Source organism: Lacticaseibacillus mingshuiensis, from assembly GCF_016861785.1.
GTDB classification, from domain to species: domain Bacteria; phylum Bacillota; class Bacilli; order Lactobacillales; family Lactobacillaceae; genus Lacticaseibacillus; species Lacticaseibacillus mingshuiensis.
The window spans coordinates 67,197-80,123 of sequence record NZ_BOLS01000008.1; the positions used below are offsets into that span (position 1 = coordinate 67,197).

Below are 12,927 nucleotides of genomic sequence, written 5' to 3' on the forward strand. Positions count from 1 at the left end.
GTCACTCCTGTCCGGTCAGCTCGCGGTAGCCCGCCAGATATTCTTGGGCCGCGATCGCCCAGTCAAAGTCCTCTGCCATGCCATGGTGCTGCAATCCCTCGTACACCAGCAGCTCGTCGCGGTAGATGGCCGCCGCCCACAGCAGCATTTTGCCCAAGGTCGCCGGGGTGAAATCGGCGAAGGAAAAGCCGGTGCCACTGCCGTCACGAGGATCAAACGGCCGTACCGAATCGCGCAGGCCACCTGTTTCGTGTACGATCGGCACGGTGCCGTACCGCATCGCCATCATCTGGGCCAGGCCGCTGGGTTCAAAGGCGCTGGGCATCACAGAATAGTCCGCGCCGCCATAGATCTCCTGCGCAAGCGTCACGTCAAACCCGATCACCGTCGCCATTTGCGCCGAAAACTGATGGGCAAGCGCCTGAAACGCCGATTCCAGCCCTGGCTCACCGGTGCCCAACAACACGACTTGTGCGTGGCTGCCGGCCAGCAACGTGCCCAGCGCCTGGACCAGCAGCCCCATCCCCTTTTGGTCGGTCAACCGGCTGACGACGCCAAACAACGGCGCCTCGCTGGCCGGCAGATCGACGCGTTGTTGCAGCGCCAATTTGTCCGCCGCCTTACCGCTGAGATTGAAGCGGTCAAACGGCGCGGCCAATGCCGGATCCGTGAGCGGATCGTACAGCGCGGTGTCAATGCCGTTCAAGATCCCGATCAGTTTGCCCCGCTGGCGGCGCAGGGTGCCATCCAGATGCTCGCCGAATGCCGGCGTCAGGATCTCAGCGGCATAACTCGGCGACACCGTGGACACCCGGTCGGCAAAATTGATGCCGCCCTTGAGGTAATTGACCTGGCCATCCTGCGCAAAGCCGTCGTCGTTGAAAAATTGGCGGCCGATGCCAAACACATCCTCGAGCACCGAGGCGCCAAACCACCCCTGAAACTGCAGGTTGTGAATGGTCAGCTGAGTCTTGATCTTGGCCAGTGGCTGGACCCAACTATATTTGTCCTTGAGTAACACGGGAATCATCGCGGTGTGCCAATCGTTGACATGCAAAATATCTGGAATGAAGTCCAGCACCTGCAGCATCTCGATCACGGCCAGCGAGAAAAAGCCGAACCGGCCGCCGTCATCCCAGTCGCCGTAAATATGGTCCCGGCCAAAGAATTCCTCGTTGTCGATCAAGTAAACAGGCACCGCCCCGAGCTTCAGGCACTTGATGCCGACAAACACATCGCGCTGGCCAAACCGAAGCGTGAAATGGGCCAGCTCCTGGATCTCTTTTTGAAAAAGGGGTGGCATCAGTTGCCCGTAATACGGGAGCACCACCCGCACGTCGACGCCGGCCTTGGCCAACGCTTGCGGCAGGGCATAGGCGACATCGCCCAAGCCGCCTGTTTTATAAAACGGTGCGCTTTCCGCCGCCGCAAACAGCACTTTAAGCATGGGTGTTCGCCTCCTGATCAAGCGGCTTGAACACGGTCTGATTTTTACTTAACACCAGCGGGGCCTCCGCCGTGCCTTCGATCACCAGATTAGGCCCGATCACCACGCCTTTATCCAAGATCGCGTGGCGCACCAAGGAGCCGTTGGAGATCTTACTGCCTTGCATCACCACACTGTCTTCCACGACGGCGCCGCGATGCACGGTGACATTGCGCGAGATCACGCTGCGGGCGACGCTGCCTTCGATGAAGCCGCCAGTCCCAAGCAGACTGCCACTCACCTTTGAATCATGGGCAAAAAAGGTGGGCACCTCGTTTTTACTTTTGGTCAAAATGGGAATGGAGCTGTACAGCAGCGATTGAAAATTGCGCTCCTGCAGCATGCTCATGTTGGCCTGATAATACCGGTCGACGGCATTGATCAGGGCCAAATAGCCCGTGTATTCAAAGGCATTGGCATTTTGCTCCAGCACCGCATCGCGCAACAATTCAGGCAGGCGCGCAAATTCACCGGCGGTATTGGCCTGATCCAGCAGATCGAGCAGATAGACCGTGTCCAGCAGATACACTTCCATGAAGCGGGGCAGTTTTTCCTCATGCCCGGAAAGGCTCTGCTGGGAGGCATTCAACACGGCGCTGGCGGTGCCCAGTTCGGACAACGTGAGCAGCGGATCATCGGCGCGGACGCGATTCGGCGCCACATTTTTATACAGCGCGGTGATCGGGCTGGAACCCAGTTTGTGGTAGGCCAGCACCGCCGCCAAGTCGATGTTGGCCACATTGCGGGCACCCATCACCACGGTGTATGGCGCGCCGGACCGCCGCAGAAACTGACTGTAATTGTCATAATAGCGCGTGCGCAGCTCCGCGTTGGCGTAATCGCGCGTCGCGACATACGGAAAGAGGAAGGCGCCACCTTGAATGAGGTCCAGATTCCACGCCTCACCACTGCGCACATGATCTTGCACGGAGCGGCTGGAGCGTGGCATGAACAGCCCGACGCTATACACATTCGCGCGGGCCACCGCCGACAACGGAAAATCGATCAGGCGGTAGCGCCCGGCAAACGGCAATGTCCCAATGGGCCGCGCCGCTGTCAGTGACCCCAGCGCGCCGTCTTCATTCAGATCGATGATCGCCGCAATTTCACCTTTTTTCATTCTTTTTCCCTCCGTCCGACCACTTCGCCATAGCCGACGACCGCGATCTCATTTTCCGTGCCGATCACCTCACCGCCATCCCCCACCACCGCATTTTCACCGATGATCGCATGGTCGATGTGGACGTTCTTGCCGATCACCGCATCCGGCATCACCATGGTGTCCTTGATCACCGCCCCTTCGCCGACCTTAACGTTGCGGGAAATGATGCTGTGGATGATGGTGCCGGCGATGAAGGCGCCATCGACCACCATCGCCCGGTCAAGCGTCGCAGAGGTGGTGACAAACAGCGGCGGATTGGCGTCCGCTTGCGAGTAGATGCGCCAGCTACGATCCGCGATATTCAGTGAATTGTGCGGGGATAAAAACTCCATGTTCGCCTCCCACAGCGAGTGAATCGTACCAACATCCTTCCAGTAGCCGTGAAACGCGTAGGCATAAGTCGGCTCGTTGTGCGCCAAATAGGCAGGAATCACGTCCTTGCCAAAATCCTCAAGGCCGCTGCCGGTCGCATAACTTTCCGTCAGATAACGGCGCAGCGTGTCCCAGTTGAAAATATAGATGCCCATCGAGGCCAAATTGCTCTTAGGCTTGGCCGGCTTTTCCTCAAACTCGATGATGCGCTCGGTGTCATCGGTGTTCATGATGCCAAACCGAGTCGCCTCATCCATTGACACCGGCATCACTGCCACCGTCAGCGCCGCCTTTTTGGCCTTGTGCTGCGCGAGCATCTGCTCATAATCCATTTTGTAAATATGATCCCCCGAAAGAATGAGCAAATATTCCGGAGCATATGAATCGATGTAGGCAATATTTTGATAGATCGCATGGGCGGTCCCTTCGAAAAATTTTTCGCCTTCGCTGGACGCATAGGGCTGCAGAATCGTGACCCCGGCGCCGCGTTCGTTGAGCCCCCAACTCGCCCCGTTTTGGACATGCCGGTTGAGCTCCAGCGGCTGGTACTGCGTGATCACGCCCACTGTGTCCACGCCGGAATTGCTCAAGTTGCTCAAGGTAAAATCGATGATGCGATACCGGCCGCCAAACGGAACGGACGGCTTGGCCGTACTTTTTGTCAACTTGCCGAGCCGCGTCCCCTGACCGCCCGCCAAGATCATCCCCAACATTTCTGTTGCCATATAGACCCCTCTTTTCGCTGGCGACTGACCCGCCGCCGGTTCCCCCTGTCATTTTCCACTCATGCCTGACCCACCGACGCGATGCGGCACCAAGATCAACGCCCCCATGGCCGGCAACGTCACACGCACGCTGTCGGGCTGGCCGCGCAGCGGTTTGCCCGTCGGCTTGAGGCGGCGCTGCAGGCGCGTCCAGGTGCCGCCAAACGTGAGACTTTCCGAGTTGAGCGCCACTTCATATACCGAGGAAGTCGGCACTGGCACAAAAAAGCCGCGCCGCTCCTCCGGCAACAGATTCAGCACGATCACGGCTGCGTCTCCGCGTTTTTTCCCCCAGCGGATGTAGCTGAGCACATCCGCTTGATCGCCGATCGTCACCGTGAGCCCCGCCGGCACGTGGTCCTGCTCATACAGCGCAGGCAGCGTGCGATACAGATGCGCCAGCGTCCGGGTGAAGGTCTGCATGCCGCGGTTCAGCCGATCGCTCAGCGCCGCCCATTCCAGCGCGCTCCAGTCTCGCCATTCAAGGTACTGACCGAATTCGCCGCCCATGAACAAGAGCTTCTTGCCGGGATGCGTCATCAGCCACGTGAGCATCACGCGCAGATTGGCGAACTGGTTGTACCGATCTCCCGGCATCTTGTTCATCAGCGAGCGCTTGCCGTGCACCACCTCATCATGGGAAAACGGCAAGATGAACTGCTCATCGAACAGGTAGACAAAGCTGAACGTCAGCCAGTCGATGTGCGCCTGCCGCGCGTAAGGGTCCATGGCAAAATAGCGCAGTGTGTCATTCATCCAGCCCATGTTCCACTTGTAGTTGAAGCCGAGCCCGCCCTCCGCCACGGGTTTGGTCACCCCGGGATACGAGGAACTTTCCTCCGCGATCATCAGCACATCCGGATGCTGGGCAAAGATCGCCGTGTTCAGCCGTTTCAAAAACGCGATGCCGGCCAGATCTTCTCGACCACCCAGCTCGTTGCGGGCGGCATCCTTGCCACTGTCATAATCCAGATACAACATGTTCGACACCGCATCGACGCGCAGGCCGTCCAAATGCGCCCAGGTCAGCCAGTAATTGGCGCTTGAAAGCAGGAAACTTTGCACCGGCGGCGAACCAAGGTCAAAATTCAGCGTGCCCCACCGCTCATTTGCTGCACGATGGGCATCCTGGTATTCGTACTGCGCGGTGCCATCATAGCGGGCCAACGCATCCGTATTTTGTATAAAATGTCCCGGCACCCAATCCATGATGACGCCCAGCCCCATCTGATGCGCGGCATCGACCAGCGCAAGGAAGTCTTCCGGTGGACCAAAGCGGCTGGTGGGGGCAAAATAGCCCATCAACTGATACCCCCAACTGGCATCGAGCGGATGCTCCATCAGCGGCATGAACTCCAGATGCGTGTAGCCTTGTTCCTTCACATATGGCAGTAGGTCCACGATTGCCTCACGGTAGGTCAGATACCGACCGCCTGGCCGCATGAACGAGCCAAGATGGACCTCATAAATGTTGAGCGGCCGCGCATATGGCGGATGATGGCGCCGCCGTTTAAGCCACGCCTTGTCCTGCCAATGATGGATCGGAATATCCATCAAGACCGCCGCCGTCCCTGGTTTAGGTTCAAAAGCAAAGGCAAACGGGTCGATCTTTTCCCGCACCTGACCGTCCGCGCCGGTGACCACCACCTTGTAAAGGGCCCCGCGGCGGGCAGCCAACGCGCCGACCCACAAGCCAGCCGCTTCAGGGTCAGGCGCAAGGGCCAGCGGCTGCCAATTGGAAAAACTACCTTCAATCGCCACCGCCTGCGCATGCGGCGCCCAAATGCGAAACTGCCACAGGCCCCGGCTGATCTCGTGAGCGCCCATCAGTTCGTATGCGTCCAGACTTTCCCCACTCAAAAGAGTCGTTGTGACCGCCATGCCACCACCTCCATCCTCACTTTTGAGTGTAGCCAGCATTTTTGTCTTTTCCTAATGATATGCTTGTGATTTTTTAATCATAAGGATGGACACCGTGAAAGCCTGTGGCGCCGGCTTTTCCCAGGCCAATCAATGGGCAAATGCGCGCATTTCGGTGCTTGCGTTTCGTTGTGAGGACGCCTACAATGCTTGTCAAACCTGTTTGCAAAGGAGACTGCTTATGAGCGTCAATATCAATTGGAACAACCTTGGCTTTGATTACATGAATCTGCCTTACCGCTACCGTGCCACCTGGAAAAATGGGGCGTGGGAGGCGGGGCAGTTGACCCAGGACAACCAGATCACCATGAGTGAAGGGTCGCCGATCTTGCACTATGGCCAAGGCGCGTTTGAAGGCTTGAAGGCCTATCGCACCCAGTCCGGCGCGATTCAGCTGTTCCGGCCGGATCAAAACGCCAAGCGCATGCAGCAGTCAGCGGAAAAACTGTTGATGCCGGCCGTGCCGACTGAGATGTTCCTCGATGCCGTGCAGCAGGTCGTGGCCGCCAACAATGAGTATGTCCCACCCTATGGCACCGGCGCGACGCTGTATGTTCGGCCGCTTTTGATCGGCATCGGCGACAACATTGGCGTCAACCCGGCGCCGGAATACCTCTTCACCGTTTTTGCCATGCCCGTTGGCCCCTATTTCAAAGGCGGCATGGTCCCGACGCGCTTCGTGGTGGCCGACACGTTCGACCGCGCCGCACATTATGGCACCGGCCAGGCGAAGGTCGGCGGCAATTACGCAGCCAGCTTGCAAGCCGGCAAGTTTGCCCATGAAAATGGGTTTGGCGATGCGATCTACCTCGACCCGCTGGCCCATCGCTACATTGAAGAAGTCGGATCCGCCAACTTTTTTGCCATCACCAAGGACGGCACGCAACTACAGACGCCAAAGTCGCCTTCGATTTTGCCAAGTATCACAAAATACTCGATCTTGGCGCTGGCCAAGGAGCGCTTCAACTTGACGCCGGTCGAGACTCAGATCGACATTCACGACCTCGACACGTTCAGCGAAGCCGGGGCATGCGGGACCGCCGCAGTGATCACACCGATTCAAAGCATCACCTTCGAAGGCCACGAGCACGTCTTCGGCGATGGCACCACCGGCCCGCTCACCCAGCGACTGTACAATGAATTGACCGGCATCCAGTTTGGCGATGTGACCGCCCCGACTGGCTGGGTCGTGCCTGTCGAATACTAAAAGTTGGGTTTCGGCCCGCATGATAGGCGCATCTAACTGGCGCTTGCACTCGAGGCCAAGAACACCTCAAGCACTAGCACCAAGTTAGCTGCCCGACCATTGCGCGGGCCGACACACCCAGAATCAAAAAGGCGCCGAGATCAATTTCTCGACGTCTTTTCTTTTGCTCAAAATCAATTCAGTGTCCCGCCATGCACCTCGACGGCCGCCGCCGCGAGGATAAAGGCTTGCGGATCGACGGCCTGCACCCGGTCGACCAGGCTTTGAAAATCACTCTGTTCGACCACCACCATCAGCATCTCCTGCGCCTTACCAGAATAGCCGCCGGTCACATGATGGACGGTCAGCCCATGGTCCGTTTGGTCGCGCAACGTCTGTTTGATCGCAGGCAGCGCCAGCGGGGACATGATATAGACGATCTTTTTCCGGTCCCAGCCGGTCTCAAGCACACTCATGGTCAGCGAGGTCAAAACGATTGCAAAGGTCGCCAGAATAAAGGCTTCAAATCCGGCCACGGGAATATTGAAAAGCGTCACGATCATGTCGACGATCAAGAGCCCCACCGCCGGCTTCACGCGCCAATATTTTTGCATGATCATCGGCGGCACCGTGGTCCCCCCGCTCGAGGCGTTGATGCGGTAATTCAACGCCACGCCAAGCGCGAAGATCGCGCTGCCTGCGATCACGGCCAGTAAGCGATCTTTGACCACCATTTGTTCGGGAATGATTGCCAGGAGCGCTGGCAATAACAAGCTGCCGGCCAAAATGCGGCGGGCGGTCTGTTTATCGAGCAGCCACCAGGCCAAGATCAGCATGAGTGCATTCACGGCCAGGGTGGTCACCGCGGTCGGAATATTGAAGGCGGCCTGCACGAGAATGGCGATGCCGGTCGCCCCGCCTGGCGCCACTTCATGCGGGGCATAAAAGAGATTGATGCTGATCGCGATCAGCGTCAAAGCGAAGATCATGGTCACGAGTTTTGTCAGCTGGGGCGGCAGTTTGAGGCGCATATGGGTCCCTCCATCTGGTTTGTCTTACTTCCAGTGTATCATATGTGCTTCGAGGGACTTTTTGGTGCAATACTTCTTAGTTCGAAAAAGGTTTGAAAAACAATGCGGGTGGACCCCGGCCAGAAATTGGCTGGCGACCGAAGTAGAAGCTCCCAAGTGACTTTAAGCCCGCAAAAAGCGCGGTCTTAAAGCTCACTTTCGGTGTAAGCGGCTTTGCCGCTAACGCCGACGAGGGGGCTTGCTATGGGCGTTGGGCGTTTACGCCTTACGCCCAGACATGCGAAGCGAGCCATTTCTTGCCGGGACCCGCCCTCACATCGAGTATTCAATTTATTTGAATCTTGATCACGTGAAAGGACAAAAATATCCAGTCACTTCAGAAGTAATATTGATGCAACAGCTGGTACCCCACCATCTGCACCAATGCACTCCTTAGCGAACGATTTACCTACCTGCCCCCATTCAGCCGTCACTCAACAACCGACCAAATGGCCCACCACATGCATTCCCATCTCAGTGCCCTCCCTTTTTGCCCTCACCCCCTCGCGCTGTACCACCCCGATGAACACAGGGCCACATTTCTGTGTCAGTGACAGGGAGAATTTTTGCCAGTCGTGTTGCAACCGCTTTCGTTTCATGATACATTGTAAACGTGAAAATCGTAGACAACACGTTCTGCGAAAAACGACAAAAGGAAGGTCCTGTCTCATGTCTAATCCATCCACTGTACCAGCCAGCGTCGCGATGCTGCGGGTCCTCGAAGCCTGGGGCGTTAAGCACGTCTTCGGTTATCCAGGTGGTTCGTTCAACTCCACGATGTCTGCCCTTGAAAAAGAAAAAGAGCGCATCGACTATATCCAAGTGCGTCACGAACAAGTTGGCGCATTGGCCGCGGCGGCCGATGCCAAATTGACCGGCAAGATCGCCGTCACGTTTGGCTCGGCCGGCCCTGGTGCCACGAACCTGCTCACGGGGCTTTACGATGCCCGCGAAGATCACGCCCCGGTTTTGGCGCTGGTCGGCCAGGTGCCGCACACCAACATGAATTACAATTTCTTCCAGGAATTTGACGAAAACCCGATGTTCGCCGACGTGTCCGTTTACTGCCGGACGGTGATGACGCCTGAAAGCCTGCCGTATGTGGTCGACAAGGCGATTCGTGAGGCGTACAAGTACCGCGGCGTCGCAGTCGTGATCATTCCGAATGATTTTGGCTTTGCTGAGATTCCGGATGTGCCGTACAAGAGCACCTCCCCTTCCGACAACAAGCCGGCGCCGCAACCACAGGCAACTGACGAAGAGGTCGATCAGGTCCTCGCGTTGCTCAAAAAGGCCAAGCGCCCGGTATTCCATGTGGGCCGCGGCATTCGCGAAGGCGGCGACAGGCTGATCGAGCTGTCGAAAAAGCTGCAGATCCCGATCATCATGACTGGCTTGGCCAAGGGGTTGATCGACGAAAGCTACGAAGGCAATATTGGCTTCGTCAACCGGGCTGGCTCCAAGTCTGCCAATGAGATCATCGACATCGCGGACCTTGTGATCGCGATCGGCGCCGACTTCCCATTTGCCAACAACGTGTACACGCGCCATGACTTTACCTTCGTCCAGGTCGACAACGACGACGCGCAATTTGGCCGTCATCACTACCTGGATCTCGGCATCTGGTCCGACGCCACCGGCTTTGTTGAAAAAATGCTCGCGCGCAGTGAAGCAGCGGCGCCAAGCAACTTTTTCAAGGCGGCAGTCTTGGACAACAACAACTGGAAGGATTACCTCAAGAAGTTGACCGACCGCGAAACAGATCCGCTGCAGTATGAACAGGTCTATCGCGAACTCAACAAAATCGCAAACCCGGAAACGGTCGTTGCACTCGATGTCGGCAACAACACGGTCGACACGCTGCGCTTCATGGACATCAAGCCGACCAACAAATGGGTGATCTCCGCGCTGTTCGCCTCCATGGGCGCCGGCATTCCAGGAGCGATCGCCGCACAATTGTCCTACCCGGATCGCCAAGTGGTCTCGATCTCCGGCGATGGCGCGTTTTCCATGGTGATGCAGGACCTGATCACGGAAAAGAAATACCACCTGCCGATCTTGAACATCGTGACCTCAAACACCACACTCGGCTTCATTCGCGATGAACAAGCCGATATTCCAAGCATGCACGACTACTCCGGCATCGACTTGGAAGACCAGGACTTTGCAATGATCGCCAATGGGATGGGAATCGAAGCGGCCACCGTCACCAAGAGCAGCGAATTGCCAGCCGCTTTTGCCAAGGCCGCCGAAGTCATGGCAAGTGGCCGGCCATTCGTCCTGAATGCCAAGATCACCATGAAGCGTGGGTTCGCCGTTGAAGCGCTGAAGGTCAAGATCGTTGATGGCAAGATCGAAGAAACGATCGACCCCGCCTTCAACGCCAACCAGGCCGAGACCCATATCACCACCCTGCCCGACTTCTTCGAGCATTACGAAGGCGAAGACGTCCTCAAGCCGCTTCAATACTTCTTGGATGAAGCCGGCGTGACCCTCGACTAATTGCCACCCAATTCATTTGCCGAATCAAAAAAGGAAGTGGGACAAATGTCGTTTTTGGGCCCGACAGGTAAGTGTTCCAAGCGCCAGGTCCGAACTTAGGGCCAGGCGCTTGGGACCTTAGCTGCTCGGGCCCGGACATTTGGCCCACGACACTGCTGTAACATTAGTGCACCAAAAAGGACCCGGGACAAAACGTTTGTTTTGTCCCAGGTCCATTTTTGTGCGAAGCACTCACCAGAACGTGCCACGCGGGTCGCCGATCAACTGATCATGCAGCGACTGCCGCCTTTTCACTGATCACGATCGCGCCGTCGACCAGATTCGCTTCAAGGTGCTTCACATCGAGATGCGCCAAGTAAAAATCGGTGACCTTATCGCGGATGTTGGCTTCAATGACCCGCCGCAGTGGCCGCGCGCCCATCGCCTCATCGTAGCCTTGCGCGATCAGCCAATTCTTGGCGTCATCACTGACGGTCAGCGTCAACTGCTTTTTCGCCAGAGTCTGATTCACGTCAGCGAGCATCAAATCCACGATCTGAGCGAGGTCAGCCGTCGTCAAGTGACTGAATTCGACGATACCATCGAAGCGGTTGAGAAATTCGGGGCGGAAGTATGGGGCTAGGCGCGTCATCAAGGCGGTGTCCTCAGCCTTCTTGCCCGTCAACGCCTCGTTGCCAAAGCCGGCGTTGGACGTCGCGATGATGATCGTATTTTTGAAATCGACCACATTGCCTTGCCCATCCGTCAACCGCCCATCGTCGAGGACTTGAAGCAACAGCGTCAACACTTGCGGGTCCGCTTTTTCGATCTCATCGAGCAGCACGATCGCATATGGATCGCGGCGCACTTTTTCCGTTAAGGTGTTGCCGTTATCCTCATAGCCGACATAACCGGCAGAGGTGCCGATCAGCTTGGACACCGCGGTGCGATCGGCGTATTCGGACATGTCGAGCCGAATGATCGCCTCTTTGCGGCCAAAAAGATCCAAGGCCAGCTGCTTGGCCAGCTCTGTTTTCCCAACCCCGGTCGGCCCGACAAACAGGAAACTCCCGATCGGCTTCTCGCTGTCGTCAAAACCAGCGCGGTTGCGGCGAATGGCCCGCGTGACCAGCTCAACAGCTTCGTCCTGGCCGATCACCTTGCCCTTCAACCGGCCGGCCAGCCCCTGCAAGCGTTCAATGTCGCTGGCGCCAAGCTTGGTCACCGGAATGCCGGTCAAACGCTCGACCGAGGCCGCCACATCATCCACCGTCGCAACCACCGGCCGGGCCTCATCATCGGCCCCGGCCAAATCCGCCTGGGCCTTGGCCAATTCAGCCTTGAGCTTGGCGGCTTCTTCAAACTGTTCGGCCTTCGCCGCGGCTTCCTTGTCCTGGGTCAACTGCTTGATGTGCTCGGTCAGCGCCACTTTATCGGTGACCGGATGCTGGGCAGCCAAATGCGCCGCCGTCATATCAAGCAGGTCGATCGCCTTATCCGGAAGGGCGCGCTGCGGAATGTATTGCACCGCGTAGTCGACCGTCGCTTGGAGCACCTCATCCGGCAAGGTGACGTGATGATGTTGCTCATACAACCCGCGCACGCCCTGCAAGATCTTTAGCGTTGCGGCCTTGGAAGGTTCGCCAACCGTCACGTCATTGAACCGCCGCGCCAATGCCGCATCCTTCATGATCGTGTTGCGGTATTCGTCCTGGGTGGTCGCGCCGATCACGGTCAACTCCCCGCGAGACAAGGCCGGCTTGATCATGTCGCCAAGCCCTTTTGCCCCTGCCTCGCCGGTCGAGCCGGTGTGCAAGATCTGCTGAATCTCGTCGAAAAACAGAATCACGTTACCCGCCTTTTTCACGGCCTTGAGTAAATTCTGAATGTTTTCCTCAAACGCGCCGCGGTATTGCGTGCCAGCTTCCAGACTGGCAAGGTCAATAGACCAGATCGCCTTATCCTGAATCGCCGCGGGCACATCGCCCTTGACGATCGCCTGGGCCAGACCTTCGACGACCGCAGTCTTGCCGACCCCGGCGTCACCGACCAAGATCGGGTTGTTCTTCGTGCGTCGGCTCAAGATCTCGGCCGTCTCCTGAATCTCCTTCTCACGCCCGATCACCGGATCAAGTAGCCCCTGTTTGGCCTCTTCCGTGAGGTTGCGGCCAAACTTGGCCATTGGCGAGGTCGCCTTGGCGTCAGACGTAGGCGCCTGCTGCCCATCGATTGGAATCTCGCTGGCAGTTTGTGCTTGTTGCGCCTGTTGTGCTTGCTTGAGCTGTGCAACTTCCGCCGCGGACAGCTCGTGGCCGTTCACAACATAACGCGGACGCCCATTCATCTGGTGAAAAATCTGGTCAAAGAAGTCATCCATGCCATCATTAAAAAAAGGATCATTTGCCATTGTCCATTCCTCCTCAGGCAGCGCTAGGCTGCGATTTTTGGTGCGGTCAGTGTGATTGCCCTGACGTCAACGGCGGCAG

Annotated in this window: 8 protein-coding genes; 2 read left to right on the forward strand and 6 right to left on the reverse strand. The window is 57.5% G+C overall.

The features are described 5' to 3' along the window. Position 1: 1 nt before the first annotated feature. The 4 genes from glgA to glgB are packed head-to-tail and all read right to left on the reverse strand — an operon-like array spanning position 2 to position 5,665. Positions 2 to 1,447, reverse strand: a complete 1,446-nt coding sequence (gene glgA / locus JUE67_RS06520) for a glycogen synthase GlgA (protein WP_203637078.1) — start codon at positions 1,445 to 1,447, stop codon at positions 2 to 4. Then, positions 1,440 to 2,606 carry a glucose-1-phosphate adenylyltransferase subunit GlgD gene (glgD, locus tag JUE67_RS06525; protein ID WP_203626369.1) on the reverse strand — a complete coding sequence of 389 codons (1,167 nt, stop codon included), beginning with the start codon at positions 2,604 to 2,606 and terminating at the stop codon, positions 1,440 to 1,442. The genes glgA and glgD overlap by 8 nt, the downstream gene beginning before the upstream one ends. After that, a complete protein-coding gene (locus JUE67_RS06530; RefSeq protein WP_203626368.1) occupies positions 2,603 to 3,745 on the reverse strand; it encodes a glucose-1-phosphate adenylyltransferase in 1,143 nt (380 codons plus the stop codon). Before JUE67_RS06530 ends, glgD begins: the two co-directional genes overlap by 4 nt. 48 nt (positions 3,746 to 3,793) lie before the next feature. Further along, positions 3,794 to 5,665 carry a 1,4-alpha-glucan branching protein GlgB gene (gene glgB, locus JUE67_RS06535; protein WP_203626367.1) on the reverse strand — a complete coding sequence of 624 codons (1,872 nt, stop codon included), beginning with the start codon at positions 5,663 to 5,665 and terminating at the stop codon, positions 3,794 to 3,796. Between the two features lie 220 nt (positions 5,666 to 5,885). Between glgB and JUE67_RS06540 the strand changes: the two genes are divergently transcribed. Next, positions 5,886 to 6,911: a branched-chain amino acid aminotransferase gene (locus JUE67_RS06540; RefSeq protein WP_203626366.1), complete on the forward strand. Its 1,026-nt coding sequence runs from the start codon at positions 5,886 to 5,888 to the stop codon at positions 6,909 to 6,911. A gap of 173 nt (positions 6,912 to 7,084) precedes the next feature. On the opposite strand, the gene JUE67_RS06545 is transcribed toward JUE67_RS06540, so the two are convergent. Further along, complete coding sequence (locus JUE67_RS06545) at positions 7,085 to 7,921, reverse strand: YitT family protein (RefSeq protein ID WP_203626365.1); 837 nt, start codon at positions 7,919 to 7,921, stop codon at positions 7,085 to 7,087. A 708-nt stretch (positions 7,922 to 8,629) separates the two neighbouring features. Here JUE67_RS06545 and spxB point away from each other — a divergent pair. Continuing rightward, the gene (gene spxB / locus JUE67_RS06550) at positions 8,630 to 10,462 is read left to right on the forward strand and encodes a pyruvate oxidase (RefSeq protein ID WP_203637079.1); all 1,833 of its coding nucleotides are present in this window, start codon (positions 8,630 to 8,632) and stop codon (positions 10,460 to 10,462) included. A gap of 268 nt (positions 10,463 to 10,730) precedes the next feature. Here spxB and JUE67_RS06555 read toward each other — a convergent pair whose 3' ends face one another. Continuing rightward, the gene (locus JUE67_RS06555) at positions 10,731 to 12,848 is read right to left on the reverse strand and encodes an AAA family ATPase (protein ID WP_203626363.1); all 2,118 of its coding nucleotides are present in this window, start codon (positions 12,846 to 12,848) and stop codon (positions 10,731 to 10,733) included. Positions 12,849 to 12,927: the final 79 nt, after the last annotated feature.

Coding starts and splice junctions, on each gene's coding strand:
- JUE67_RS06555 (WP_203626363.1), bottom strand. CDS start 12,848: ATGGCAAATGATCCTTTTTTTAATGATGGCATGGATGACTTCTTTGAC.
- spxB (WP_203637079.1), top strand. CDS start 8,630: ATGTCTAATCCATCCACTGTACCAGCCAGCGTCGCGATGCTGCGGGTC.
- JUE67_RS06545 (WP_203626365.1), bottom strand. CDS start 7,921: ATGCGCCTCAAACTGCCGCCCCAGCTGACAAAACTCGTGACCATGATC.
- glgA (WP_203637078.1), bottom strand. CDS start 1,447: ATGCTTAAAGTGCTGTTTGCGGCGGCGGAAAGCGCACCGTTTTATAAA.
- JUE67_RS06540 (WP_203626366.1), top strand. CDS start 5,886: ATGAGCGTCAATATCAATTGGAACAACCTTGGCTTTGATTACATGAAT.
- glgD (WP_203626369.1), bottom strand. CDS start 2,606: ATGAAAAAAGGTGAAATTGCGGCGATCATCGATCTGAATGAAGACGGC.
- JUE67_RS06530 (WP_203626368.1), bottom strand. CDS start 3,745: ATGGCAACAGAAATGTTGGGGATGATCTTGGCGGGCGGTCAGGGGACG.
- glgB (WP_203626367.1), bottom strand. CDS start 5,665: ATGGCGGTCACAACGACTCTTTTGAGTGGGGAAAGTCTGGACGCATAC.